Raw genomic sequence first — 26266 nt, 5'->3', positions numbered from 1 at the left:
GCTCACCACGTGTGCCGGGGCCTCGCCCGCCTGCCGAACAGCAGGCCGCGCGGTTCCGGCGGCGCGGGCGTGCCCGCCTTGAGCGGCCAGGCGAGCAGCATGCCCGCCAGGAAGCCGACGACATGGGCTTCGTACGCCACCGTGCCCGCGTCGGAGACGCCCTCGCCGGACGAGTAGAACGCCTGGAGCACGAACCAGAAGCCCAGCACCAGCCAGGCGGGCAGCCGTAGCGGCAGGAAGAACAGGAACGGCACCAGGACCCACACCCTGGCCTTCGCGTACAGCACCAGATAGGCGCCCAGCACACCGGCGATCGCCCCGGAGGCACCGATCAGCGGGTCGGCCGAGTCGGCGTTGAGCAGCGCGAAGCCGTAGCCCGCCGCGTAACCGCACACTACGTAGAAGAGCGTGTAGCGGATGTGGCCCATGCGGTCCTCGACGTTGTTGCCGAAGATCATCAGGAACAGCATGTTGCCCAGCAGGTGGATCCAACTGCCGTGCAGGAACATCGCGGTGAAGACGCTCAGCGGGGCCGACTTGTCGTAGCTCGGCGGTCCGGCCGCGCACGCCGGGCCGCCGGGGCCGGCCTGGACGGCGCCGGTCGGGACCAGCTGTGGCATCTGATGATGGATCAACTCCCGCGGTACGGCCGCGTAGTGGTCCAGGAACGCCTGCAGATGGCACAGCTGCGAGAGGTCGCTGCCGCCCGCCACGGAGCCCGCCATTCCGGGTGTGAACAGGAAGACGAGCACGTTCGCGGCGACGAGCGCATACGTCACCCAAGGGGTGCGGCGCACCGGGTTCACGTCATGGACGGGGATGACCACAAGGAATTAGTGCCCCCGATACGCGCGGCGAACCGGTGAACACCGCTGTCCGCCGCTGCGTATGACTCCTCAACCGCCCGCGGCGCGGGGAAGGCGTGTCGCGGGGACGACGTGAGGAACAGGCGATGAACGACCGTATTTCCCCTCAGATGACCGCCACGCCCGACGGCGAGGCCGAGATCGCCCTGGTGGTGCGCCTCCCCTGGGAAGACGTCGCCAGGCTCGGCCAGGAAGCGGGACGGCTCGCCGCGCAGATGCAGCGGCCGGTCACCCTGGACGAGGCGGTGAGCAACCGGCTGCGGTCCAACGCGCTGGGCGCCCACGCGAAGCCCGCCGCGGCGGCACAGCCCGCCGCGATGATGCCGCCGAGCGCGTCGGTGTCCTCGCTGCCCGCCAGGCCGCCGGCCGAGCAGGCACGGCAGGCCATAGACCGCATCAACGGAACGGCGTAGGAATTCTCACCGCGGGCTCGCCTGGATCTTGGCGGCCGCCTTTCGGGCCGCCACCAGGACCGGGTCCCACACCGGTGAGAACGGCGGGGCGTACCCCAGGTCCAGGGCCGTCATCTGTTCCACCGTCATACGGGCCGTGAGGGCGACCGCCGCGATGTCGACACGCTTCGCGGCGCCCTCCCGGCCGACGATCTGCACGCCCAGGAGACGCCCGGTACGGCGTTCGGCGAGCATCTTCACCGTCATGAGAGAGGCCTCGGGGTAGTAGCCCGCACGGCTGGTCGACTCGATGGTGACCGTCTCGAACTGCAGGCCCGCGCGGTGGGCGTCCTTCTCGCGCAGCCCGGTACGGGCGATCTCCAGGTCGCACACCTTGCTGACGGCCGTACCGACCACCCCGGGGAAGGTGGCGTAACCGCCGCCCACATTGGTGCCGATGACCTGCCCGTGCTTGTTCGCGTGCGTCCCCAGGGCGATGTGCCGCTCCTGCCCGGAGACCAGGTCGAGCACCTCGACGCAGTCGCCGCCGGCCCAGATGTTCTCGTGCCCGCGCACCCGCATCGCCAGGTCGGTGAGCAGCCCGTCGTGCTGCCCGACCGGCAGCCCGGCCGCCTTCGCGAGCGTCGTCTCCGGGCGCACGCCGATCCCCAGCACCACCACGTCCGCCGGGTACTCCGCGTCCTCGGTGACCACGGCCCGCACCCGACCGTCGTCCCCGGTGAGCAGCTCGGTGACGTGGGCGTCGTCGACCATGGTGATGCCCAGGCCCTCCATCGCCTTGTGCACCAGCCGCCCCATGTCCGGGTCGAGCGTCGACATCGGCTCCTTGCCCCTGTTGACGACGGTCACGTCATACCCGCGGTTGACGAACGCCTCCGCCATCTCCACCCCGATGTACCCGGCCCCGACCACCACGGCGCGACGCCCACGCGTGCGTGCCAGCGAGTCGAGCAACGCCTGCCCGTCGTCGAGCGTCTGCACCCCGTGCACCCCGGGCGCGTCCACCCCGGGCATGTCCGGCCGGATCGGCCGCGCCCCGGTCCCGATCACGAGCTTGTCGTACGACGTCCAGGACTCGGCCCCGGAATCGACGTCCCGCGCGCGTACCCGCCCGCCCGCGACGTCCAGCTCCACGACCTCGGTGCGCATGCGCAGGTCGATGTCGCGCTCGCGGTGCTCCTCGGGGGTGCGGGCGATCAACTCCTCCGGGGCGGACACGTCGCCGCCCACCCAGTAGGGGATGCCGCACGCCGAGTATGAGGTGAAGTGGCCGCGCTCGAAGGCCACGATCTCCAGCTCGTCCGGCCCTCTCAGGCGGCGGGCCTGCGACGCCGCGGACATACCCGCGGCGTCTCCGCCGATGACGACCAGTCGTTCCCGGGTACCACTCGCACGGCTCATGCTCATGCGAACACGCTACGGGGACCGATCATTTCAGTCCTGCCCGCCCTCCTCCTCGGGGCGTACCGGACGGGCCGCCGGGAGTGGTCCCACCCCGGTGGCCGCCGGAACGGTCGCCACGCGACGCGGCCTTACGAGACGCAGCCACACGAGGAGCGCCAACGCCGCCACGGCCGCGAACGGCAGTACCGCGCCGAGCGACAGGGCGATCCAGCGCAGCATCGTCACGAAGACGTGCCAGCCGCCCGCCACGGCGTCCACGAAGCCGGGGCCGTCGTCCTTCGCGGCGGCCTTCGCGACCGGGGTCTGCGACAGGGACAGCGTGATGGTGGCCAGGCTGGTGCGGTCCTTCAGGGAGGCCTGTTGGGCGAGCAGCGCCTCCAGGTCGGACTCGCGGGTGCTCAACTCGCCCTCCAGCTCCACCACATCGCTCAACTTGGTGGCCCGGTCCATCAGTTCACGCACGCGTGCCACGCTGGCCCGCTGCGAGGCGATGCGGCTCTCCACGTCCACCACCTGGTCGGTGACGTCCTGTGCCTTCGCGGTGCGGTCGAGCAGCTTGCCCGTGCCCTCCAGGTCGGCGAGGACCTCGTCGTACTTGTCGCTGGGAACCCGCAGGACGACCCGGGTGCGCTCGTGGCCCTGCCCGTCCCGGCTGGTCGACTCGTCGCCGACGAATCCGCCGGCGTTCTCGGTGGTGGTGCGGGCCTCGTCGAGGGCCCTCGGTACGTCCTTGACCCGCACGGACAGCGAGGCCGTACGGATGATGCTGCTCGCGGTGAGCTTGGGGACGGCCTTGGTGTTCCGGGCGTTGCCGCTGCCGGACGCGCCCTCCTGCCGGGCTTCTGGAGCCGCGGCCTTGTCGGCGGCCCCTGCGCCGGAGTCGCCGGCGCTCTTCTCGCTCGCGCCGCCGCCGCACCCGGCCAGCGCGAGTGCCGAGGCCAGCAGCAGACCGGCCAGGGCCTGGACGGGTCGTATGGCGTGGTGTGCGCGCATGGTGTGGGTACCCCCGAGGTTCGTCGTGACGACTGACGCTCCTTCGACGCCGGGACCGGGCGGGACGTTGGCCGGAAACGGTTCCGATGCGGTCACGGTCGGAACGCGCGCCGGACACCGGGCCCGACACCGGCCCGGAGCCGGACTGTCAGTGGGGTCTGAGAGGCTGGGTCCATGCGCGAAGTGGAGACTCGTCCGGGCACAGGGCATGTCGTCGTCATCGGCGCCGGGATCGGCGGGCTGGCCGCCGCACACCGGCTGCTGGACAGCGGCGTGCGCGTGACCGTCGTCGAGGCGTCGGATCGGGTCGGCGGCAAGCTGCTGCCCGGTGAGATCGAGGGCGCCCGCGTGGACCTCGGCGCCGAGTCGATGCTGGCCCGCCGCCCCGAGGCCGTCGCGCTGGCCCGCGAGGTCGGCCTCACCGACCGCCTCCGGGTGCCCGCCACGGCCACCGCGTCGATCTGGACCCGGGGTGCCCTGCGCCCCATGCCCAAGGGCCACGTCATGGGCGTCCCCGGCACCGCGTCCGCCCTCTCCGGAGTCCTCTCGGACGAGGGCCTGCACCGCATCGAACGCGACGCCGATCTGCCCCGCACGGAGGTCGGCGACGACGTCGCGGTCGGGGAGTACGTGGCGGCACGCCTCGGCCGCGAGGTCGTCGACCGCCTCGTCGAGCCCCTCCTGGGCGGGGTCTACGCGGGCGACGCGTACCGCATCTCGATGCGCTCCGCCGTCCCGCAGCTCTTCCAGGCCGCGCGGACCCACGACTCCCTCACCGAGGCCGTCCGGGGCATCCAGGAGCGCGCCGCCGCCGCACAGCAGACCGGCCCGGTCTTCATGGGCATCCAGGGCGGAGTGGGCCGACTCCCGCTCGCCGTCGCGGAGTCGGCACGCGCGCGGGGCGCCGAGATCCTCACCGGGACACCGGTCACGGAGCTGCGCCGGAGCGGGGCAGCGGGCTGGCGGGTGGTCGCCGGAGACCGTGTGCTGGACGCCGACGGCGTGATCGTCGCCGTACCCGCCCCGGCCGCCGCCGCACTGCTACAGGACGAAGTCCCGGGCGCCGCGGCCGAGTTGAGCGCCGTCGAGTACGCGTCGATGGCCCTGATCACCCTCGCCTACCGCCGCGCGGACATCGAACTCCCCGAAGGCAGCGGCTTCTTGGTGCCGCCGGTCGACGGCCGCACCATCAAGGCGTCCACCTTCGCCTCCCAGAAGTGGGGCTGGATCGCCGACGAGAACCCGGACGTGCTGGTCCTGCGCACCTCGGTGGGCCGGTACGGCGAGACGACGATCCTGGAGCGCGACGACACCGGCCTCGTGGACGTCTCCCGCCACGACCTGCGCGAGGCCACCGGCCTGGACGCCACGCCCCTGGCGACCCGTGTCACCCGCTGGACCGACGGCCTGCCCCAGTACCCGGTCGGCCACCACGCGCGCGTGGCCCGTATCCGCGAGCACGTGGGCAAGCTCCCCGGCCTGGCGGTCTGCGGCGCGGTGTACGACGGCGTCGGCATCCCGGCCACCATCGCGAGCGCGTACGCGGCCGTCGAGCGGCTGACCGGTGACCCGGTGCCGAGCGCCTCCGGCGGAGCGGGAGAATAGCCCCATGAGCGACGACGCCCCCACCACCGAGCCCGGCCGCATCCCGAACAAGGGCAAGCTGGCCAAGGACCTCAACGAGGCCATCCGCTACACGCTGTGGTCCGTCTTCAAGCTGAAGGACGTACTGCCCGAGGACCGCGCGGGCTACGCCGACGAGGTCCAGGAGCTGTTCGACCAGCTCGCCGCGAAGGACGTGACGGTCCGCGGCACGTACGACGTGTCGGGCCTGCGTGCCGACGCCGACCTCATGATCTGGTGGCACGCCGAGACCGCCGACCAGCTGCAGGAGGCCTACAACCTCTTCCGCCGCACGAAGCTCGGCCGCGCCCTGGAGCCGGTCTGGTCGAACATGGCGCTGCACCGCCCCGCCGAGTTCAACCGCTCGCACATCCCGGCCTTCCTGGCCGACGAGACGCCGCGCAACTACGTCAGCGTGTACCCGTTCGTGCGCTCCTACGACTGGTACCTGCTCCCCGACGAGGACCGCCGCCGCATGCTCGCCGACCACGGCAAGATGGCCCGCGGCTACGCGGACGTCCGCGCCAACACGGTCGCCTCCTTCTCCCTCGGCGACTACGAGTGGCTCCTCGCCTTCGAGGCCGACGAGCTCTACCGCATCGTCGACCTCATGCGCCACCTACGCGCCTCCGAGGCCCGCATGCACGTCCGCGAGGAGGTCCCGTTCTACACGGGCCGCCGCAAGGACATCGGTGACTTGGTAGCAGGCCTGGCGTAGCTGCCCTGCCTTTTGGCTTTCAGGGGCGCGGGGAACTGCGCGACCAGCCCCCACCGGGGCCGCAGACTACTTACTGCCTGGCCGCGCAGCGACCGGGGCTGCATGCGGCGCGCACGCAGCCCGCCCCTCAGGCAACCGCCCTTCCAACAGGTAAGCGTCCAGATACCCGTTGACACACTTGTTGGACCCACCCGCGATCCCATGCGTCCCCGCATCCCGCTCGGTCACCAACACCGAGTCCGACAACCGCCGCTGCAACTCAAGCGCCCCGTCGTACGGCGTAGCCGCATCCCGCTCGGCCGCCAGGATCAGCACCGGCGGCAACTCACCGGGCCCGGTCCGCACATCGAGGGGCTGCTGACGCGGCTCGGGCCAGTACGCGCACGGCAGATTCATCCACACGTTGTCCCACGTCTCGAACGGTGCCTCGCGCGCGAGCCGCGTGTTGTCCCGGTCCCAGACACTCCACTCGGTGGGCCAGGCCGCGTCGTTGCACTCGACGGCCGTGTACACCGCGTTCCCGTTCTCCGCCTCGACGGCCGCCCCCGGCGTCGGCCCGGCCTGCTGGATCAGCGGCTTCGGGTCGCCCTTCAGGTACGACGACAGCCCGGCGGCACTGTGCGGCCAGTAGTCGTCGTAGTACCCGGCGGACAGGATCGCGCCCTGCAACTGCGCCGGCCCCACCTTGCCGCCCGCGGGCTTCTCGGCGAGCCGCGCCTCGGCCTTGCGGTAGTTGCCGAGCACCTTCTCCGCCGTGTCGCCGAGGCCGTAGACGTCGTCGTGCCTGGCGATCCACTCGCGGAAGTCCGTCCAGCGGCCCTCGAACGCGGCCGACTGGTCGAGGTTGTTGCGGTACCAGATCTGCTCGGGATCCGGGTTCACCGCCGAGTCGAACACCATCCGCCGTACGTGCGAGGGGAACAGCGTCGCGTACAGCGCCCCGAAGTACGTCCCGTAGGACGCGCCCATGAACGTCAGCCGGTCCTCGCCGAGCGCTGCGCGCAGGACGTCCAGGTCGCGGGCGTTGTTGAGGGAGGTGTAGAAGCGGAGTTTGCCGCCGGAACGCTTGGCGCAGCCGCGCGCGTAGCTCTTGGCCTCCGCGACGCGTTCCTTCTTGTACGACTCCGAGGGGTACGTCGGTGACTGCGAGGGCGCCTTGAAGAAGTGCTTGGGGTCCTCGCAGGACAGCGGCGCCGACTTGTCGACCCCGCGCGGGGCGTAGCCGACGAGGTCGTACGCCGACGCGATGCGCTTCCACTCGGGGAGCATGCCGATCAGCGGGAAGTAGAGGCCGGAGGCGCCGGGGCCGCCGGGGTTGTAGACCAGGGGGCCCTGGCCGGGCACTCTGCGCTTGCTGTTGTGCGGGTCCTTGTGGGTGGCCCGGGCGCGGCTGACGGTCAGCTTGATCTGCTTCCCGTCGGGGTGCGCGTAGTCGAGCGGGACGGAGACCGTGCCGCACTCCATGACGCCGGGCAGGTCCTGCGCGTCGGGGCACTTCCCGAAGGTGATGCCCGCCGCCCGGGCGTGCGCGGCGGCCAGCGCGGTGCCGGTGAGTTCGGCGGCCCGGACGCCGGGAACGCCGGGGGTTCCGGTGGCCGGGGCGGCGGCGAGGGTGGTGAGGAGCAAGGACCCGGCGGCCGAGTACAGGGCGGCGGCTCGCATGGTGGGGTATCCCTTCGGAGCACGGCAGCAACAAAAGGGATGTTTCGTTCGGCCGTTGGCGAAGGCAAGCACCATCGGGCGGTGTCGGCCCCAATGACCCCTGTGCGCCCCCGGGGAGCGCCTTCACGCTGTGGTCAGCGGCGCCACTCGTACTGCTCGCGGTGCGCGAAGGCCGCCCGCAGATCCGGCTCGCCGACCGCGCGGATGCCGCGTACGGCGACGGACGTCAGATACGTACGGTCGTCCCCGCTGCCCGCGTGCCGGGCCAGCGTGCCCAGCAGCCGCTGACCGGCCGGGGACGCCCAGCGCGAGTACGGGTGCACCTCGACCCGCGCGATGGCCAGACAGCTCAGCGTGAGGGCCAGCGGCAGCCCGAACCAGAGCGCGACCAGCCCCCGCGGCATCTCGGCCCCCGGCGTCAGCAGCGCGGTCGCGCCCAGCACGAGCACGACGAGCGCGGCGGCCCGCACCTGCCGTACCCCGGAGGCGACGGTCGTAGTGCTGCCGTCCGGGACGGCCAGGCCCGCGTCGACGAGCCGGACCGCGACCTCGCGCACCGCGTCCGTGGCCGCCGCGGTGGCCCGCACCGGGCCGATCCTGGACTGCCCCTCGGGCCCGATCGCGCCTATCACCGACCGCTCGATGGCGTCCCGGCCGCGCGGGTCGACGACGGTCGCCCAGCCGGTGTGCGCGAGCAGCAGCCGGTGCTGCCGCGCCATGGAGACCAGCGTCAGATCGGCGACCCGCGCGGGACCGCCGGACAGGAACGCCGCCTCGTAGAGCGTCAGATCGTGTCCCGTGCCCGTGTCGTCCGTGTCGACGGCCGCCGCTCTGACGGCGGCGAGGCACAGCCGCGTGCACGCCGTGCCGGCGACGGCCCAGGCCAGGAGCAGGAGGAGGACCCAGAACATGCCAAGTTTCTATGCCAAAGGCCCAGTGCGACGCCATGCCTTGTTCACAATCCGGACGGAGCGTTGTCGGTATGTGACGTTCCGATTGTCCGGAAACGAACCACGAACGACCCACGCCCGCAACGGATCTACGGCTGGCCCGACGGCGGTGGGGCGGAGGCGGCCGGCGGGAGCGTGTAGGTCGGGGAGACCGACGGGGCCAGCGGGACCACCTGACCGGGATCGGCCGCGGCGGAGACGCTGGGTACGGGCGAACTCGACGCCGCCATGTCCCGGGCCAGCGTCGCGAAGTCGACGTACCCGGTGGCCTCCAGGACCTTGATGTGGTCCAGGACGGTCGTGTTCGCGTCGTCGGCGAGGGCACGGACCAGGGAGTTCTGGGTGGTGGCACGGACCTGCGCGACCACCGTGAACACCCTGCCGTGCGCCAGGCGCAGGATGTTGGCGAACTTGCGGTCGAAGTCCACGCCCTGCGCCGCGTCGAGCGTCGCGAGCCACTGCTGTTGCTGCACGTTGGGCTGGTTCGGCAGCGGCAGCCCGAGCCGGGCGGCGACATCGCGCACCCGCTCGTCCAGGAACGTGTGCCCGTCGATGAGGTGCTGCCCCGCCGTCCGTACGGCCGCGGTCGTGCCCTTCTCCTCGGCCTGCCGGCCGGCCGGCAGCTCCCACAGCCCGGCCAGCCGGACCTTGGTGACGAAGTCCCGGTCCAGGGTGGACAACGGCCCGTACCGGGTGGTCACCGTCTGGGCGCTGAGCACGTTGGCGCCGGACGCCCCGGACCGGTCGGCGTAGGACCAGACCGGGAAGATCAGCGCGGCCAGCGTCGCGGTCAGGCCCATGACGATGACGCCGGTGCCACTGAATATGCCTCGGCCCTTCACGGGGGGTCGCCGTCGCATGGGGTGCCTCCTGTCACGGCACCGCACGTGAGTGTGCTTTTCGTGCGCTTCTCGTGCGGAACCGCAATATTACTGTGGAGTCACCGTCACCTTCCAAGGCCCCACGAAAGCCCCACGTCAGCCCCGTCCCGACCCCTCAACGGCGCAGCAGCGCCCGCCGGGTGGCACGGGCGAGCCGGACCGTGGGCCGCGTCGAACGCGGGGCCGGCCCCGACCGCTCCAGCCACCACTCCCGCAACTCCCGCCGCGCCTCCGCGCCCTCGGGCCCGCCCGACAGCAGCAACTGCCCGGCGAAGTCCAGCGCGTCACGCCGGTAACCGCCGGTCATCGGGTGCGAGTGCGCGTACGCGAGGAAGGCCGGCCGGTACAAGCCCCCGAGGATCAGGGGCAGTTCGGGAGCGACCTTCGCCACGACATCGGCCCGCTTCACCCCGAGCGCCCGCGCCTGCACACCGAGCCGTACCCGGTCGAACCCGTCCGGGACGGGGGTGCCGGCGACCAGGGCGGAGAGGAGGGCGGTCTGGGCGAGGGCGAGACGCTGGCGGGCACACTCGGAGGACCGCGGTGCGGCCGGGGGAGCGGGCGGGGTGGACGGAGCGGCGGCGGTGGCCTCCAGCGCCGGTTCCGCCTTCGCCTCCCGCGTGGGCACCCTGCTCGCGACCGACCGCGCCCACCCCTTGGTCAGCGCCCCCTGAATCGCCTCCAACTCCCGCTCCAGCTCGGCCGGTTCGGGGAAGTTGTCGTCGCGCTCCAGCAGCACCCCGGGCGGGGAGACGCGGGAGGCGAGGTCGGTGAGGACGGCGAGGACCGGCGCGGGGACCGGGTGGGCGTGGGTGTCGTGCCAGACGCCGTCGCGTTCGACGCCGCCCGCGACATGGACGTACGCGATGGCCTCGACGGGGAGTTCGGCGAGGGCCTTGGCCGGGTCCTCGCCGCGGTTGACGTGGTTGGTGTGCAGGTTCGCGACGTCGATGAGGAGCCGTACGCCGGTGCGGTCGGCCAGTTCGTAGAGGAACTGTCCCTCGGTCATCTCCTCGCCCGGCCAGGCGAGCAGCGCGGCGATGTTCTCGACGGCGAGGGGTACGGGCAGTGCGGCCTGGGCGATGCGGATGTTCTCGCAGAGCACGTCGAGGGCGTCCCGGGTGCGCGGTACGGGCAGCAGATGGCCGGCTTCCAGGAGCGGGGAGGCGGTCAGGGGGCCACCCGCGCGGACGAACGCGATGTGCTCCGTGACCAGCGGTGCGCCCAACGCCTCGGCCCGCTCGGCGAGCGCCGTCAGCCTGCCCTCGTCCGGCCGGTCGGCGCCGCCGAGGCCGAGGGAGACGCCGTGCGGGATCACGGTCACGCCGCGTTCGCGCAGCCGTAGGAGGGAGTCGGGGAGGTGGCCGGGGCAGACGTTCTCGGCCACGGCCTCGACCCAGTCGATGCCCGGCATGCGCTCCACGGCGTCCGCGATCTCCGGCCGCCAGCCGATGCCCGTTCCCAGTCGCTCCATCGTCCGTCCCCGTTCTCCGTGCAGGTCATGAACTCCACAGGTCCGCTGTTCGGCGTGACGGGGGTATCGCCCATGGGCAAGGCCCCGAACCTCGGCCGCGTCACTTTCAGAGCAACATTTGAGGTTCGGGGCCAGGACTTCGGGGCCGGGACCCGGACGGCCGGGAGAGCCCTAACCCAGCACGCCGTTCGAGTCGACCGGATCCGGTCGGCCGGTGTTGACCGCGCCCGGTGCGGCCGGGGACGGCCGGGAGGTGGTCCGGATGTTCGGGCTCGCCTCGGCGACGGGGGCCGAGGGCGCCACCTGGCCGGGCACCGGCGCGGCGGGGCCGGTCGGGCTGGCGGTGGAGGCGTTCGCGATCCCGTTGGCGATCGCGTCGAAGTCGACCCGTCCGGTCTTCTCCAGCACCGTGATGTGGTCCAGCACGGTCTGGTTGGTGTCCGAGGCCAGCTGCCGCACGAGGGTGTTGCGCGTGCTGTTCCGTACGGCGCCGATGGCCGGGAAGATCTTGCCGTGCGCGGCCCGCAGCAGGTTGACGAACTTGTACTCGTACTCGGCGCCGGTCGCCGCGCTCATCTCCCGCAGCCAGCCCTGTTGTTGCTCGTTCGGCACATTGGGCAGCGCGACATTGAGCTGCGCAGCGACGATCCGCACCCTCTTGTCCAGGTCGGTGTGGCCGACGATGAGATGGTCCCCGGCCTCCTTGATCGCCTGGCTGGGCGCCCGCTCGATCGCCTGCTGCCCGGCCGGCAGCTCCCACAGTCCGGCCAGCCGCACCCGCACGATCAGATCCCGGTCGGAGGCCGTCAACGGCCCCCACTCGGTGTTCACGGTGCCCGCTGCCACGTTCGCCTGCCCGGTCCCCGCCCGATCGGCATACGACCACACGGGAAAGACGAGCGCACCGGCGGTGGCGAAAATGGTGGCGACGAACACAGCCGTACCGTTGATACGACGCAAGGGAGCCTCCCGGGGGAACCAACTGGTCGTTGGAGAAGTTGACGTGTGGCCAGTGCCAGGAGGTACGCGCGGAGCGGATTCCTTGTTCAAAGGGAGGGCAGCTTTGCTCAAAGGGCAGGTAAAGGAGGCGAGTTCAGCGACCCTTCACGGGCCACTGCTCCGGCGTCCGGCCGAGCAGCCGTAGCGCCTCGTCGAGCGGGCCGGCCTCCGGCGGTATGTCGAGCGGCGGGGCGAAGGCGAACTCCGGTCCGCGTACGGCCGGTTCGGTGGGTACCAGTCGGGCCACCACCAGCGCGATGTCCAACACGTCGTCCGACAGGTCGAGTTCTGTGCCGAGGGTGGCGGCGACGTCCCAGGCGTGGACGACGTAGTCGATGAAGTGGAAGCCGATCGCGGTCCGGCCGGAGAAGCTCGCGCCCAGCTCCGGAAGCGTGAACTCCCGCTCGGTGGCGCCGGGTTCGGCGAACGCGGCGAGGACGGCGGTGGCCGCCGCGCGGTGCGTCCTGGCCGGCTCGCTCATGTCCTCCGGCTGCCGCCAGTACGCCGTGTCCTGGCCCGCGCCGCGCGCGGCGGCGGCGAACCCGTGATGCTGCGCGGACATGTGTGCCACGAGCCGCCGCAGGTCCCACCCCGCGCAGGGGGTGTCCCGCTGCCAGTCCTCCTCCTGCGCCAACTCCACTACGCGCAGCGCCTCGTACACGGCGATCCGGTCGAGCTCGACGATGTCCGTTCCGGTGGCTGTCATGGGGCCTGAGCCTAAAACTGCGCGAACGGTCGTGCTACTTGTTTTCGGCCGAAGTGAGAAGAGGGGGAAAGCGCTGTGTGCGGGGAGGGGTAATGCGTTGTATGCCGCTTGTGTGTCAGGGGACTTGAAGAGCTGTCGAAGGGTCGGTGGCCGCGCCCCGCAGCCGTGCCGCTATGCCGATACGGGCCCGGCGGTACGCGGTCTCCTCGTCGTGCAGTACGGAGACCGCGTTGGACGTCTCCATCAACGCGACGATCTCGAAGGCGAGTTGCGGTATGTCGGTGTCGGCCCGCAGCTCGCCCGCGTCCCGGGCCTCGGCGGCCGTCCGCTCCACGAGGGCCGTCCAGTCCCGCTGGGCGCCGACCACCGCGTCGTGCACCGGCCCGGAGCGGGCGTCGAACTCGGCGATGACCTCGTAGAAGAAGCAGCCGCCGGGGAAGACCCGCCCCCGTGAGTACTCCAGCCACAGCTCGCACAGCCGCCACAACCGGCCTACGCCGACCGGGACTTCGGCGGCGGGCCTGATGACCTTCTCGGCGTAGATGCGGGCGGCCTCGCGCACGGTGGCCAGTTGCAACTCCTGCTTGGAGCCGAAGAGTGCGAACACCCCGCTCTTGCTGAGTTGCAGCTCGGTGGCCAACCGGCCGACGGTCAGCGCCCCCAGGCCCTCGACGGAGGCGATGTCGACGGTGCGGCGCAGAACGAGCCGCCGGGTGCGGTTGCCCCGCTCGACCCGGCCGTCGAGCCGTGCCGTACCCGCGTCCTCGTCAGGTGTCCTGGTCGCTCCGCCTGCTCTCATGGTGGTCCACCCTAAGCAACACGGGGGAAACGGACCCTTCCTAGGATGCGGCGCGTGCACCTGATCGTCCTGGACGCCCCCACCGAGTGGAGCCGGTTCACCGAGGGTTCCGTCGAGCGCCGCATGCTGCTCGCGCTCGGCGACCGCCTCGGCACGCCGCTGCGCCCGAAGCCGCTCATGCTGCCCGACGGCAGCCGGGTCGAGGTCGAGGGGATCGACGCGGGCTGCCGCGTACTCGTCCAACTCGTCGGCAACCAGGGTGCGTACAAGCCCGCCTACCGCAACAAGGTCATGGCGGACATGTTCAAACTGCTCTGGCTGCGGGAGTCCGTACCGACCGCCGAGCGCGCGGTCCTGCTGGTCACCGAGCTGATCGTGCAGGCCCTCGGCGGCTGGGTGGCGCGCGCCGCGGCGGACCTCGGGATCGAGATCCAGGTCTTCGACGGCAGCGCGGTCGCCCCGCTGCACCTCCCGTCGCGGTCAGACGTAAAACGCCCGTAACAGTCAACTGCGCTGTCCCGAAACACAATCTTCCTACGGTCGGGGGCACCTAAGCGGATTTCCGCGTGGCAGTCAGTCGCACTCGCTACGCACGCTCTCCGACTTCCAGGATCGGGCACTTGTGCTCGCGACATGGATGGGAGCGTGAAGGTGACTGGTACGCCAGCACTCGAACTGCGGTCGGTACGACGGGTCTACGGCTTCGGGTCCGCCGCGACCACGGCCCTCGACGACGTCCACCTCACGGTGCCGTCGGGCCGTTTCGTCAGTCTCATCGGCCCCAGCGGCTGCGGAAAGTCCACCCTGCTGCGTCTCGTCGCGGGCCTCGAACAGCCGGACCTCGGCGAGGTGTCGGTGCACGGGGTGACACCGGCGGAGGCGTGCGCGGCCAAGATGATCGGCCTCGTACCGCAGAGCCCCGCGCTGCTGCCGTGGCTGTCCGTCCTGCGCAACGTCACGCTGCCGCAGAAGATCAACCGGGGTGCGGGGAAGCGGCGTGAGCGCATCGCCGACTTCGCCGAGCGGCAGGCCGCGGCCGTCCCCGACATGAGGGAACTCCTCGTCAAGGCCGGTCTCGGCGACGCCCTGGACAAACTTCCCTCCCAGCTGTCCGGCGGCATGCGCCAACGCGCCGCGATCGTCCGGGCGTTCGGCCTGCGGCCCGACGTACTCGTCATGGACGAACCCTTCTCGGCACTCGACGAGTTCACCCGCGAAAGTCTTCAGGACCAACTGCTCGACCTGTGGGAGGAGTTGAGGACGACCGTCCTGTTCGTCACCCACTCGGTCTCCGAGGCCGTACGGCTCTCCGACACCGTCGTCGTCATGGCGCCGAACCCCGGCCGGATCGTCGAGAGCATCGACGTCGACCTGCCTCGACCGCGCGGTGAACGGCTCTTCGGGGAACGGCGGTTCCACGAGTACGAGGATCTGGTTCGAGAGCGGCTGCGGCGCGCGTGGAACAGTGAAGCCGCGTGAGTGGGGGCGTGAGGGACATGACCGTCGCCGACGAACGCGCCACCGACGCCCCGGTGGCCGGTGCGGCCGGGAAACCGTCGCCCGTCGAACCGTCCCGGTTCAGCCTGGAGCATCCGAGGTCGCGGATCGCGTGGATCCGGCCGGCCGTGTGGCTGCCGCTCGTCGTGATGCTGGTGCTGCTGGGCGGGCTCTGGCATTGGGGAGCCGAGCAACTTCCCTATCTGTTGCCGCCGTTGTCGGATGTGGGCAGTTCGCTCTCCGATGAGCTCGGCTACTACGTCCACAACGCGCTGGTGACCCTTGGTGAGGCTACGGCCGGGCTGGGGATGGGGTTCGTGGGGGCGTTCGTCCTTGCGGTGCTGACGAGTGAACTTCCGTTGGTGCGGCGGGCGGTGATGCCGATCGCTGTCGTCCTGAATGTCACGCCGCTGGTCGCTATCGCGCCGGCCCTTGTTGTGGCTTTCGGGTTCGGGGCCATGCCGAAGCTGATCATCACCGGGCTGATCTGTTTCTTTCCGATACTCATCAATACGGCTACGGGGTTGCGGTCTGTGCCGCAGCAGGTGTTGCAGGTGTATCGGACGATGGACGCCAGCCGGGTCGAGTTGTTGTGGCATGTGCGTGTTCCTCATGCCCTGCCGTATCTCTTTGCCGCGCTGCGGATCGTCTTTCCGCTGTCGATCATTGGCGCTGTGGTGGCGGAGATGTCGGCGTCGGGGTCTACAGGGGGACTGGGCACCGCGATCAGTGTGGCCTCCTCCATGAATCAACTCCCTGTCGTCTACGCCTCGATCCTCGTGCTTGCGCTGATGGGCGTGTTGTTGTTGCTGGCGGTCACGCTTGTTGAGCGGCGTGTGCTGCATTGGCACGACAGCGTGCAGGAGTAGCTGCGCTGGCTCGGTGGTCTTGAACCTGCGGGCCCGGTGGGGGCTGGTCGCGCAGTTCCCCGCGCCCCTTTGGGGCGCGCCTGTCTGGACCTTGTCCATTAACTTCTCGGCATTCACGCCAGTTCGGAGTCACCCATGCGTCATCACCATCGCCTCACCAGATCTGCCCTCGTCGCCGCCGTGTTGGTGCTCGGAGTCGCCGGATGCGGCTCCGGGGTGGACGACAGTGCCTCCGCCGGCTCGGCCGGGTCCGCGATTTCCGCCAAGCGGTGTGCTGAGAACAAAGCGGCCGGGAAGATCACGTATCTCTCCGGGTACCAGTTCCAGTCCTCCGTCTCGATCCTCGAATACATCGCGGCCGCCAAGCTCGGCTACTTCAAGGACCTCTGCCTCACCGTCGACCTCAAGCCGGGCAGCGGTGACACCGCGCAGAACACCAAGCTGCTCGCCGGGGGACAGGCGACCGTGTCCGCCATCTCCGAGCAGGACCTGATCCAGGCGCAGGCCAACGGAATTGACATCAAGGGGATTTCCTCGTACTCGAATGCCGGACTCGACATTCTGATGACGAACAAGGACATCACCGATCTGACCCAGTTGGACGGAAAGGTCGTCGGGCACAAGGGGTATGTGCCCGCCACCGTCGAGGCGATGCTGGTCAAGGCCGGCGTGAAGTGGGACTCGCTCAAGCTGGTCAAGGAGGGGTACGACCCCTCGGTGCTGCCGCGCAAGCAGGGCGGCCTCGAAGCGCTCACGGGGTTTATCTCGAATGAGCCCAACCAGCTCAAGGCGGCCGGTAAGGACGTCACCGTGTGGAAGCCGGTCGACTACAAGATCCCGAGTTCGATCGGGGCGATGGCGGTCAACCCGGCGTTCGCCAAGGCGCATCCGCATGCCGTCGAGGACGTGTTGCGTGCCGCGCTGCACGCGTACGCGTACTGCTCCGCCGGCGAGGCGCACATCAGCGAATGCGTCGGCTACGCGGCCAAGTTGTCCGGCCCGACCTACGACAAGAAGCTGAACGCGACGATCTGGAAGACCGAGACACAGGTCGTCAAGGAGAACCCGACGCCCGGACAGCCGCTCGGCGGGATCGACCCCGACAACGTCACCCAACTCGTCGCCATGCTGCACCAGTTCAAGATCGTGCCGAGCGGTGTGACCGCCGCCAAGGCCACGGGGTGGTTCGACCCGTCCTTCGTCAAGGACATCTACAGCGGCGACAAGCTCGTCTGGCCCGCGCCGTAAGAACGCAAGAGACCCGCAGAGCCGTAGATAGGCAGAGCCGTAGAAAGGTCCGTGACGTGCCCGCGAAAGAGTATGGAATCTTCCTTCCCATCGGGAACGGCGGCTGGATGCTGTCCACCACCGCGCCGCATCCCGAGGCGACCTACGCGTACAACAAGCGTGCCGCCGTGCACGCGGAGAGCATCGGGCTCGACTTCGTGATGTCGATGGCCAAGTGGCTTGGTTTCGGCGGGAGTACGGACCACTGGGGCCGTTCGCTGGAGTCGATGACGATGATGGCGGCGCTCGCCGAGGCGACCAGCCGGGTCAGGATCTGGGCGACTCTGCACGCGAATATCCACAATCCCGCGATCGCGGCGAAGATGCTCACCACGCTCCAGGACATCTCCGGCGGGCGGGCCGGGATGAACATCGTGAACGGGTCGTACGCGGGGGAGTTCGAGCAGTTCGGCGACTGGGACCCGGAGTTGAGTCACGAGGACCGATATCGGATGACGGAGCTGTGGACGGAGGCGGTCACGCGGCTGTGGACCGAGGACTCGGTCACGCTGCGCACCCCGTACTTCGACCTCGTCGACTGCGAGTCCCGGCCGCATCCGGCGACCCGGCCGACCGTCATCAGCGCTGGGCGGTCCGAGGACGCGCGGCGGTTCCAGGCGCGGTACGCCGACGGTGCCTTTCTCGCGGCCGACAGCCTCGACGACATGCGGTCGCTCTCGGCCGACGTGCATGCGCGGGCGAAGGCCAACGGCCGTGTCTGCAAGACGTATTCGATGCTCACCGTCGTCCAGGACGACACCGACGAACTGGCCGTGAAGAAGGTGAGGGAGTGGGGCGTCGGCGTCGACCGCGAGGCCCTCGCCCATATGCGGCACACCTGGGGTGTCCCCGCTGACCAGGCCCGCGCGTGGGCCGACGGCGCCGACGGGGAGGCGGCCTTCCAGACGCCGTACGTCGCCGGGTCGGCCCGTACGGTCACCGAGCACATCGAGTACATCGTGCGGGAGGCCGACCTCGACGGACTCATGCTGATCTTCCCGGAGTACGACAAGGACATGCTGCTGTTCGGCGAGACCGTGCTGCCCGAGCTGCGCGCCCGCGACGAGGTGGCGGCCTGATGTCCGACCTGCGCGACAGACAACTCGCCCAGCTCGCCGGGCCGTTCGGCAGGCCCGCGCTCGTCGTGGTCGACGTGCAACGCGACTTCGCCGACCCGGACCGGCTGGGGGCCTACGGCCTGACGGACACGACGCTGGCGACCCTCGACCGGACCGTCACCCGTATCGTCGAGCTCGTCGACGTCGCGCGCGCCGCCGAAGTGCCGGTCGTCTGGGTCGAGTTGGGCAGCGACCCGGCACGGCCGTGGCGGTCGAGCAACTGGCTGCGCGAGGGCGACTACGAAGCGCCCATGAGCCCGGACGAGCCGTGCCGGGTCGGGACGCCGGGCGCCGACTGGTATCAAATGCATCCTGAAAAGGGGGAGTTGCGGGTCGTCAAGCGCGGCTACAGCGGCTTCCTCGGCACCGATCTCGACGCACGGCTGCGCGCCGCCGGCCATGACTGGCTCACCGTCGTCGGGCTGACGAGCGAGTGCTGCGTGTACGCGACCGCGCAGGACGCCGTCCAACTCGACTGGCCCGTCGTCGTACCGCAGGACACGACGACCGCCTACGACCACCACGTCAACGCCGCCGCCCTGTTCCAACTGGGTCTGAACGTAGCCCTGTTGAGCGACGCCGACGAAGTGGCCGAGCTGTGGAAGAAGGCCGCGCGATGACCGGAATGCACATCGGCTACGACCTCTCCTTCACCCACACCGAGGGTGCCTGGGCGCGACAGGGCTCCTGGACCGGGCGGGACTTCCCGGACGTCCGCATGTTCATGGAGCTGGCGCAGACCGCCGAACGCGCGGGCGTGGGCCTGCTGTTCTTCGGTGACGGCAGTGGTGTCCCCAGCACCTGGCGGGGCAGCATCGCCCCCGCCGTGGAGTGGGGCATCCAGTGGCCGCGCCACGACATGGCGCCGGTGATCGCCGCGATGTCCACGGTGACGGAGAAGGTCGGCTTCGGGCTGACGTACTCCTCGACCTTCATGCATCCCTTCTACGTGGCACGGCTGTTGAACTCGCTCGACCATGTGACCGGCGGCCGGATCGCCTTCAACGTGGTCGCCTCCACGCGCGGCGCCGACGCGGCCAACTACGGGTTCGCCGAGTTGATGGACCACGACCTGCGCTACGAGCGGATGGAGGAATTCGTCGACGTCTGCCGGGCGTTGTGGGACTCCGTCGCACCGGACGCCATCGTCCGCGACCGGAGCACGGGCCGGTTCGCGGACCCCGAGAAGGTCCACCCCATCGACCACGAGGGGCGCTTCTTCACCGTCAAGGGACCGCTCGCGTCCGTACCCGGTCCGCAGTACCACCCGCTCATCGTCCAGGCGGGCAACTCGCCCCGGGGCATTGCCGCTTCGGCCCGTTTCGCCGACCTGGTCTTCGGCTTCGGCGGCAACCTCGCCGGCCAGCAGCGCCACCGCGAACTGCTCGACGAGGCCCTCCTCGCCGAGGGCCGGGACCCGGAACACGTGGGCATCCTCTGGGCGACCCAGGTGATCGTCGGCCGCACGAAGGCCGAGGCGTCGGCGCGCTGCGAGGCGGTGCACGAGTTCTGGAACGAGGAGGCCGTCGCCACCTACCTCTCGCACAACGCCGGCTACGACTTCTCGACGCTCCCGGACTCCTTCCAACTGGGCGAGTTGCGCGACGAGTTGACGGCGGCCAACGCGAGTCCCGCGGGGATCGTCGGCTCGCTCGTCACGGAGTTCGGCGCGGACCACACCATGAGCCGTGGCGAGTTCTTCGAGCACGGCCGGGGGCGGGCGACGGGCCTGGACCACAGTGTCGTCGGCGATCCGGCCGCCGTGGCCGACGCGTTGGAGGAGACCTTCGCCGCGACCGGATCGCGCGGCGGCTTCATGTTCTCCAGCCCGCTGGCCATGCCCTCCGGCTTCGCCGGGATCAGCGAACTGCTGCTGCCCGAACTGCGCCGCCGGGGTGCGCTCGCGCCGCGGTACCAGGGGCCGACTCTCCGCGAGAACCTGGCGGTTTGAGATGCCCGCGGTGAGTGCGGGCGCGATTGCGGGTGGGGCTGGGGGCGCGGGCGTGCGGCGCGAGTGGTTCGCACTCGGCAGTCTCTGCACCGGGTTCTTCATGCTCCTGCTGGACAGCACGATCACCTCGGTCGCGCTGCCGTCCCTGATCACCGGGCTGCACGCCGACGAGACGGCCGCGATGTGGGTCAACAGCGGCTATCTCATCGCCTACGCGGTGCCGTTGGTCGTCGCGGGACGACTGGGGGATCGCTACGGCCATCGGCGCGTCCACCTGGTCGGGCTGGCGGCCTTCACGCTCGGCTCGCTGCTGTGCGCGACTGCCGCCTCCATCACGGCACTTGTCGCATGGCGGGTGGTGCAGGGCATCGGTGCCGCGCTGATGACACCGCAGTGCCTGACCCTCATCAAGGCGCTGTTCCGGCCGCCGCGGCTCGCGGTAGCGCTCGGGGTGTGGGGTGCGGTCGGGGGAGCGGCGGTGGCTGTCGGGCCGTTGCTGGGTGGATTCCTCGTCGCCGCCGGGGGCTGGCCCGCGGTGTTCTGGGTCAACGTCCCCGTCGGTGTCGGCGCGTTGGTGGCCGTGGCGGTGTTCGTACCGGTCCTGCCGCGGCAGGATGCGCGCATCCCGGTGTGGGCGATCTGCGCGAACGCGAGCGGTGTCGGCGCGCTGGTGATCGGCATCCAGGGCACGGATGCGGCGAGTGGTGAAGTGCTGGGCGTGCCACGGTGGTTGCTCGTCGCCGTCGGTGTGGTGGTGGTCGCGGGCGTGGTGTGGTTCCAGCGCCGGGACGGTCAACGCGCCCTGGTGCCGGTCGAGTTGTTGCGCAGCCGGGGGTTCGTCGTCGCGGCCTGGGCCGGTGCCGCCGCGGCCTTCTGTTCCGGGTCGGCGATGATCCCGCTGATGCTGTACCTCCAGCGGGAGCGCGGGCTCGACGCGGGCGCGGCTGCCCTCACCCTCGTACCGATGGGCGTGGTCTGTCTGTTGGGGGCTCCGGTGTCGGCCCGGCTCAACAACGGCATCGGGTCCCGCGCGGTCGCCGTCATCGGCTCCGGCGCTCTCGTCCTGTCCATCGGGACGTCGGCGGTGCTCGTGGCGACGGACGCCCCGATCTCCGCACTGACCGTCACCTTCGCGGTGTACGGGGTCGCCAACTCCTTTGTCTGGTCGCCCCTTTCGATCGCGGCGGTGACCTCGGTCGGCCCGGACGAGGTCGGGGCGGCATCCGGAACCTTCAACGCCATGAAGCAACTCGGCGCGGTGCTGGGCAGTGCCGTGTGCGCGGTGCTGCTGGCCGGCCACGGCTACGCGACGACGCTCGGCGGGCTCGCGGCGGTCGGAGTGCTCTGCCTCCTGGCGTGCGCACTCCTTCGTACCGAGCCTCCCGGCAACGGAGCCCTGCCGGTGTCCGCCGCGCCACAACTACCCACAGGAGTCGCGTGATGAATCCCGACGAGGCGTCATGAGGCCCGATACGGACGGGGGTTGCACGATGACGGCAACGGAAGGCATGGCCGGCCTGGAGGATCTGGACGGCATCACCTCGGATCCCGGGGAGATCACGAGGGCGTTCTCCGGGTTCCCGTCGGGGGTCGCGGCGCTCTCCGCGCGTGTCCACGGCGACCCGACCGTCATGATCGTCTCGTCCTTCGCGGTCGGCGTCTCCCACAACCCGCCCATGGTCTCCTTCGCCGTACAACACACCTCGACGACCTGGCCGGTCCTGTCCCGCGCGCAGGCCATCGGCATCTCCGTCCTGGGGGAGGGCCACAGCGACAAGGCCCGCCAACTCGGCTCCCGCAGCAAGGCGGCCCGCTTCACCGACCTGCGCACGGTGGAGGCGGAGTCCGGCGCGATCTTCCTCGACGGCGCACCGGTGTGGCTGGAGTGCACCGCCGAGCACAGCTATCCGGCGGGCGACCACGACATCATCGTGCTGCGGGTGCTCGCGATGCGGTCCGACGATGAGAGGAGTCCGTTGGTGTGGCACCGAAGGACCCTGAAGATGCTGGGTAGTTGACGCGCTGCACGCTCAGGGGGCGCTCGTGGCGGACGGCCCGCGTCGGGTCTGCCGTAGCCGCTGGGGAAGCGGCCTGCGGTAGTCGGGCAGCAGGCGCTGGGCGAGGAACGCGGACTTCAGGAAGAGGCGGACGGCACGCTCGCGGCGAGGGGAGAGCCAGCCGATCCGATGGAGCCGGCAGACCCGCTCGCCGGCGAGATACCGGGTCAGGTCCCTGCCGAACGCCCGTAAGGGGGTGGGGAACCAGTACGCGGCGAAGAACTCCATCATCGCGGTCGCCACCCGGTGGCCGGACTCCGTCTCCTCGTACGGCCGGGACTCCAACTTCAGGGCGAACTCGGTCATCGCGTCCCAGTCCTCCGGGAAAGCCTCGTCGGCGAGCGGGCCGGACTCGCGCTCCAGGAGGAGGAAGAGGGTCCGCGCCCAGCGATGCCAGGCGGTCTTCATCTTCTCGCTCGTACCCGGCAGGCCGAGCGAGGTCTGCAGACGGTCGGCGAACGTGGCCAGCAGGACCAGGGGATAGACGAAGTCGTCGACGTCGTCGAAGTTGCCGGGCAGGTGCGGTGTCCCACGGGCGATGGCCAGGTGCATGCGGTTGAGTCGTCCGGCGGCCTCGCGGCCCGCCGCGCTCGACAACCCGTCCACCATCCAGGCCATCAGGAACGCGTTGCCGTCCTCGAAACGCCGTCGGGGCCGCGTCTCCAGCTTCCCGGTGTGGGCGAGGGTGGCGGACCCGAAGCCCGGCTGCATCATGCGCATGGTGCCCGGATAGACCATCATCGCCAGCGCGAACTCGGGGACGCGGTGGCCGACGTAGAGCGAGATCATGCGCTCCCAATCGGTGTCCGGATCCATCCGGGCCAGCTCGCGGTCGACCCATTTGTAGCCACGGCGCACTGCCGGTACCCCCTCGTGGACTGTCAGAAGGGAGACGCCGCGGCAGGGCTGTCCGATGCCACGATCCGTCGTGATCCGAGTCACCCCGACCGTGAGTCATGGCGTGAGCCATGGATCTCCACCCGAGGGTGGAGCCACTGAATCAGCCCGTGGGTGGTGGTGATCGACGCGGGTCGGGGCGCAGCCTTGTGCCATGGGCTCACTACATTCCGCACTCGTCGCTCTCACCGGCATCTGTGTCGCGATCTTCCTCGTGGCCTGGATCGCGGGCGCCCTCTACTTCGGCGTGAAGAGCGAGGCCGGGTTGTCCGGCTGGGCACACGGCCTCCGCCGCACCCTGCCCCGGCGGGCACTGCTGTTCGTGGGCTGCTACGCCGTCTCCCTGCTGATCAGACACTCACCGGACTCCTTCTGGCACCACCTCCAGTACTGGCAGCCCGAGCTCGCGATCCTGGGCGCCGTGCTTTCCGTAGCCTCCACCGCGCTGCTGCTGTGGGCCCGCTGGGTGCTGGGCGTCATGTGGGCCAGCATCCCGCTGCTCCACGAACACCACGAACTGCGCACCGACGGCCCGTACCGCATAGTGCGGCACCCCATCTACACCGGCCTCCTCGGCCTCGTCCTCGGCGGGATGCTGGCCTGCGGCTTCGGCATATGGATCGTGTTCCTGGCCGTCGCCGTGCCGTGGCTGCTGCGCCGGGTGCGCATAGAGGACGGGATGATGGCCGACCGGTTCGGTGCGTCCTACGACGCCTACCGCGCCCGCGTTCCGGCGTTGATCCCGTGGACCCGGCCCGCTCCGGTCGGACCCCGGGCCGTCGACAGCCGGCAGGGGTAGTCCGGGTCCCTCGTGCGGCTGCCATCGGTCTGTCGGCCGGCATCGTCAGCGAGGAGCTGTTCACCGCGCTCGTCCTGGTCGCCCTGGTCACCACGGTCATGACGGTCATGACGGTTCCGGTGCTGAGCGGGCTGGACCGTCGCGACGGCAGATCCCGGACAGCGGAGGAGGCACCCGAGGGCGAGGAGGAGATGTCGGCGGCGCCGAGTTGAGCGGGCGGAAGAAGATCACACGGCCGACGGGGCGTCGGCGACCGGCCGTTGCCCGTCGGGCAGGCTCCGATACCGCAGGGCAGGCCGCCGACACGGCCGTACGTCTTCCGCAACGGCCGGCGCGGGCGCCTCGGTTGCGCTGGATCAGCCTCGTCGCCGCAGCGCCGGATGCTCCGCCACTACGGTCGCCGAGCCCGGCGCGATCTCCGTGAAGCCCGCGTCCTTGACCAACGGCAGCCCGCTGCCGGTGAGTTCGGTCCACCGGCCGGGGTCGGCGGTGCGGACGGAGAGCGGGAAACCCGCCTGGCGCCAGGCGGTCCGGTCCTCGTCCGACAGTTCCCACCAGGCGAGTTGGGCGCCGTGGCCGGTCTGGGCCATGGTCTTGCCGGCCGACATGTCGAGATCGGGGTTCAGCCAGAGCACCGGTGCCGTGGGGTCGGCGTCGGCCGGCGGCTCGGGGTCGTCGAGGTCGGTGCCCGAGACCTGGAGCCGGGCCAGGTCCTTGGGCCAGCCGTCGAGCGGGACGGGCGGGAAGACCCGTACCTCCGCCGACTTCCCGGTCACGGTGATGCCCGGCAGCGCCTCGGCCCGCCGCCACTCGGCCCCGCGCGCCCGCCGGACCACCTTCCGGATCCGCGCGTCCTGCCAGTCCCGCATGACCTGCGCCCACTCCCCGTCCCCGACGGCCCGCTCATCACTGAGCATCGTCAGTACGGCCCGAGCGGCGGTCTCCAGCGCGTCGGTTCGGGCCGGGGGAGCATCCCGCTCGATCCGCACGACCAGGGGCAGCACGAACTGCGGAGCCTCGTCGCGGACGGTGGGCTCGTTGAGGAAGGGGTCGGCGTTGTCGCCGGGAACGATGGCATCACTGGTCACGCCCTCCAGTCTGCCAGGCGGAAGATCGGCTCTTCGGAACACCGCTGCGAGGACCTCCCCAGGGGCGCGGGGCTGTGACATGGTGCGACTCCGTCGCGCGCCCATCCGGCCGGGCGGTGCCCGCGATGCCGCTGACCAGGGCACTCACCTCCCGCCGTTCACCCCGAACAGGCGGTGCGCTGTGCCTCCTGCCACTCGCAGACGGGGCACAGCGTGATCCCCTTGTACGACTCCGGGTACTCGGTGGGTTCCTGGCACAGCACACACTCCGCGTACGCCGGCGCCGGCTCTTCGTCGCTCATACGACCAGCGTAAGAGGAGCGCGCCACCAGCCGACCCCGGCCGACCTCAGCGGTGCCGGTCCGTCGCCCCGATCAGCTCGGAGACCTTCACGAACCGGTAGCCCTTCTTCCGCAGCTCGGGCACGATCATGCGGACGGCGCGTTCGGTCGCCGGGGCGGCGCTCCGCGTGCAGTGCATGACGACGACCGAGCCGGGCTTCACACCCTCCAGCACCTGCTGGGCCACGGCGTCCGAGTCCGTCGCGAACGCGTCGCCGCTCACCACGTCCCACTGCACCGCCGTGACACCGACCGCGCTCAGCGTCTTGAGCGCCTGCCGGTCGTAGCACCCGCCGGGGAAGCGGAAGTACGGCATCGCGTTCGGCACGCCCGCCTTCTTGAACGCGGTGTACGCGCGCTCCACATCCGCCTTCATCCGCTCCGGGGACACGGTCGGCAGGCCGTAGCAGTCACCGGTGAAGGCGTAGTGGCTGTAGGAGTGGTTGGCGATCTCGAACTGCGGGTCGCGTCCGATGGCGCGGGCCTCGGCCGGGTACTCGTCGGCCCACCGGCCCGTCATGAACACGGTCGCCGGCACCTTCAGCGTGCGCAGCGTGGAGATCAGCTGCGGATTGTCGAAGTGCTCGCCCGCCGCCGCGCGCGGCCCCTCGTCGGCGGTCATGTCGGCGTCGAAGGTCAGCGCGACGGTCTTGCCGTCCTCTCGCGGACCGTTCTTGAAGACCGGGGTCAGACCGGCGGGGCCGGGCGCGAGCGTGGGCGGCCGTGAGACGGCGGCGGTGGGCGCGCTGGGCGCCGGACGGCTGGCGTGGGGCGCCGAGGGGGCCCCGCAGGCGGTGAGCGCGGCGCCGAGTGCACAGGCGGCGGCGACTCGTCGTACTCGAATGGTCACCGAGCGAACGTAACGCAGCAAAAG

General features: G+C 70.6%; 28 protein-coding genes. 14 read left to right on the top strand and 14 right to left on the bottom strand.

Annotation, left to right across the window (positions count from 1 at the left end):
* Positions 1–2: 2 nt before the first annotated feature.
* Entirely contained in the window at positions 3–827 is an 825-nt protein-coding gene (locus OG226_RS13980) for a rhomboid family intramembrane serine protease (protein ID WP_328677520.1), read from the bottom strand.
* Positions 828–952: 125 nt separating this feature from the next.
* On the opposite strand from OG226_RS13980, the gene OG226_RS13975 reads away from it, so the two are divergent.
* On the top strand, positions 953–1279 hold the full coding sequence (locus tag OG226_RS13975) for a hypothetical protein (protein ID WP_328677519.1): 327 nt from the start codon (positions 953–955) through the stop codon (positions 1277–1279).
* 6 nt (positions 1280–1285) lie between these two features.
* Here OG226_RS13975 and OG226_RS13970 read toward each other — a convergent pair whose 3' ends face one another.
* Together OG226_RS13970 and OG226_RS13965 are read right to left on the bottom strand one after the other, a co-directional pair.
* Complete coding sequence (locus tag OG226_RS13970; RefSeq protein ID WP_328677517.1) at positions 1286–2686, bottom strand: FAD-dependent oxidoreductase; 1401 nt, start codon at positions 2684–2686, stop codon at positions 1286–1288.
* 27 nt (positions 2687–2713) lie between these two features.
* Positions 2714–3676 carry a DUF4349 domain-containing protein gene (locus OG226_RS13965; RefSeq protein WP_329349136.1) on the bottom strand — a complete coding sequence of 321 codons (963 nt, stop codon included), beginning with the start codon at positions 3674–3676 and terminating at the stop codon, positions 2714–2716.
* A 174-nt stretch (positions 3677–3850) separates the two neighbouring features.
* Here OG226_RS13965 and hemG point away from each other — a divergent pair, with 174 nt between their 5' ends.
* Together hemG and hemQ are read left to right on the top strand one after the other, a co-directional pair.
* A complete protein-coding gene (gene hemG, locus OG226_RS13960; protein WP_329349135.1) occupies positions 3851–5281 on the top strand; it encodes a protoporphyrinogen oxidase in 1431 nt (476 codons plus the stop codon).
* Positions 5282–5285: 4 nt separating this feature from the next.
* Positions 5286–6017: a hydrogen peroxide-dependent heme synthase gene (gene hemQ / locus OG226_RS13955; protein WP_328677512.1), complete on the top strand. Its 732-nt coding sequence runs from the start codon at positions 5286–5288 to the stop codon at positions 6015–6017.
* Positions 6018–6083: 66 nt separating this feature from the next.
* Here the strand turns inward: hemQ and OG226_RS13950 are convergent, their stop codons facing one another.
* From OG226_RS13950 to OG226_RS13920, 7 genes are all read right to left on the bottom strand, one after another.
* Positions 6084–7679, bottom strand: a complete 1596-nt coding sequence (locus tag OG226_RS13950; protein WP_329349134.1) for an alpha/beta hydrolase — start codon at positions 7677–7679, stop codon at positions 6084–6086.
* A 134-nt stretch (positions 7680–7813) separates the two neighbouring features.
* Positions 7814–8590, bottom strand: coding sequence for a TIGR04222 domain-containing membrane protein (locus OG226_RS13945; RefSeq protein WP_328677508.1), 777 nt, complete (start codon positions 8588–8590; stop codon positions 7814–7816).
* 128 nt (positions 8591–8718) lie between these two features.
* On the bottom strand, positions 8719–9489 hold the full coding sequence (locus OG226_RS13940; protein WP_329349133.1) for a DUF4142 domain-containing protein: 771 nt from the start codon (positions 9487–9489) through the stop codon (positions 8719–8721).
* Positions 9490–9625: 136 nt separating this feature from the next.
* The gene (locus OG226_RS13935; RefSeq protein ID WP_329349132.1) at positions 9626–10984 is read right to left on the bottom strand and encodes a DUF692 domain-containing protein; all 1359 of its coding nucleotides are present in this window, start codon (positions 10982–10984) and stop codon (positions 9626–9628) included.
* A gap of 171 nt (positions 10985–11155) precedes the next feature.
* Positions 11156–11944: a DUF4142 domain-containing protein gene (locus OG226_RS13930; RefSeq protein WP_328677502.1), complete on the bottom strand. Its 789-nt coding sequence runs from the start codon at positions 11942–11944 to the stop codon at positions 11156–11158.
* A gap of 133 nt (positions 11945–12077) precedes the next feature.
* Entirely contained in the window at positions 12078–12689 is a 612-nt protein-coding gene (locus tag OG226_RS13925) for a TIGR03086 family metal-binding protein (protein ID WP_329349131.1), read from the bottom strand.
* Positions 12690–12804: 115 nt separating this feature from the next.
* Complete coding sequence (locus OG226_RS13920; RefSeq protein WP_329349130.1) at positions 12805–13488, bottom strand: TetR/AcrR family transcriptional regulator; 684 nt, start codon at positions 13486–13488, stop codon at positions 12805–12807.
* A gap of 45 nt (positions 13489–13533) precedes the next feature.
* Between OG226_RS13920 and OG226_RS13915 the strand changes: the two genes are divergently transcribed.
* The 9 genes from OG226_RS13915 to OG226_RS13875 all read left to right on the top strand — a co-directional run bounded on the left by OG226_RS13915 (position 13534) and on the right by OG226_RS13875 (position 22228).
* Positions 13534–13989, top strand: coding sequence for a hypothetical protein (locus tag OG226_RS13915; protein ID WP_329349129.1), 456 nt, complete (start codon positions 13534–13536; stop codon positions 13987–13989).
* Positions 13990–14139: 150 nt separating this feature from the next.
* A complete protein-coding gene (locus OG226_RS13910) occupies positions 14140–14967 on the top strand; it encodes an ABC transporter ATP-binding protein (RefSeq protein ID WP_329349128.1) in 828 nt (275 codons plus the stop codon).
* A gap of 17 nt (positions 14968–14984) precedes the next feature.
* A complete protein-coding gene (locus OG226_RS13905) occupies positions 14985–15854 on the top strand; it encodes an ABC transporter permease (protein ID WP_329349127.1) in 870 nt (289 codons plus the stop codon).
* A 135-nt stretch (positions 15855–15989) separates the two neighbouring features.
* Entirely contained in the window at positions 15990–17102 is a 1113-nt protein-coding gene (locus OG226_RS13900) for an ABC transporter substrate-binding protein (RefSeq protein WP_329349126.1), read from the top strand.
* A 56-nt stretch (positions 17103–17158) separates the two neighbouring features.
* A complete protein-coding gene (locus tag OG226_RS13895; RefSeq protein ID WP_329349125.1) occupies positions 17159–18220 on the top strand; it encodes an LLM class flavin-dependent oxidoreductase in 1062 nt (353 codons plus the stop codon).
* Entirely contained in the window at positions 18220–18879 is a 660-nt protein-coding gene (locus tag OG226_RS13890) for a cysteine hydrolase family protein (protein WP_329349124.1), read from the top strand. Before OG226_RS13895 ends, OG226_RS13890 begins: the two co-directional genes overlap by 1 nt.
* Positions 18876–20210 carry an NtaA/DmoA family FMN-dependent monooxygenase gene (locus OG226_RS13885; protein WP_329349123.1) on the top strand — a complete coding sequence of 445 codons (1335 nt, stop codon included), beginning with the start codon at positions 18876–18878 and terminating at the stop codon, positions 20208–20210. The genes OG226_RS13890 and OG226_RS13885 overlap by 4 nt, the downstream gene beginning before the upstream one ends.
* 1 nt (position 20211) lies before the next feature.
* Entirely contained in the window at positions 20212–21651 is a 1440-nt protein-coding gene (locus OG226_RS13880; protein ID WP_328677484.1) for an MFS transporter, read from the top strand.
* Between the two features lie 49 nt (positions 21652–21700).
* Positions 21701–22228: a flavin reductase family protein gene (locus OG226_RS13875; protein WP_328677482.1), complete on the top strand. Its 528-nt coding sequence runs from the start codon at positions 21701–21703 to the stop codon at positions 22226–22228.
* A 12-nt stretch (positions 22229–22240) separates the two neighbouring features.
* On the opposite strand, the gene OG226_RS13870 is transcribed toward OG226_RS13875, so the two are convergent.
* Positions 22241–23125 (bottom strand): DUF2236 domain-containing protein, encoded by an 885-nt coding sequence (locus OG226_RS13870; protein WP_329349122.1) that lies wholly within the window; start codon positions 23123–23125, stop codon positions 22241–22243.
* Between the two features lie 193 nt (positions 23126–23318).
* Here OG226_RS13870 and OG226_RS13865 point away from each other — a divergent pair, with 193 nt between their 5' ends.
* Positions 23319–23963: a methyltransferase family protein gene (locus OG226_RS13865; protein WP_328677479.1), complete on the top strand. Its 645-nt coding sequence runs from the start codon at positions 23319–23321 to the stop codon at positions 23961–23963.
* Complete coding sequence (locus OG226_RS13860) at positions 23909–24175, top strand: hypothetical protein (protein WP_328677477.1); 267 nt, start codon at positions 23909–23911, stop codon at positions 24173–24175. The genes OG226_RS13865 and OG226_RS13860 overlap by 55 nt, the downstream gene beginning before the upstream one ends.
* Before the next feature lie 144 nt (positions 24176–24319).
* Here OG226_RS13860 and OG226_RS13855 read toward each other — a convergent pair whose 3' ends face one another.
* From OG226_RS13855 to OG226_RS13845, 3 genes are all read right to left on the bottom strand, one after another.
* Positions 24320–25051: an aminoacyl-tRNA hydrolase gene (locus OG226_RS13855; protein WP_328677476.1), complete on the bottom strand. Its 732-nt coding sequence runs from the start codon at positions 25049–25051 to the stop codon at positions 24320–24322.
* A 158-nt stretch (positions 25052–25209) separates the two neighbouring features.
* Entirely contained in the window at positions 25210–25353 is a 144-nt protein-coding gene (locus OG226_RS13850) for a hypothetical protein (RefSeq protein ID WP_317888587.1), read from the bottom strand.
* A 46-nt stretch (positions 25354–25399) separates the two neighbouring features.
* Positions 25400–26242 (bottom strand): polysaccharide deacetylase family protein, encoded by an 843-nt coding sequence (locus tag OG226_RS13845; protein WP_328677474.1) that lies wholly within the window; start codon positions 26240–26242, stop codon positions 25400–25402.
* Positions 26243–26266 lie beyond the last annotated feature (24 nt).

Source organism: Streptomyces sp. NBC_01261 (assembly GCF_036226385.1).
Taxonomy (GTDB): domain Bacteria; phylum Actinomycetota; class Actinomycetes; order Streptomycetales; family Streptomycetaceae; genus Streptomyces.
Note: the sequence above shows the minus strand (reverse complement) of the source record. Positions and strands in the feature narration are given on the sequence as shown.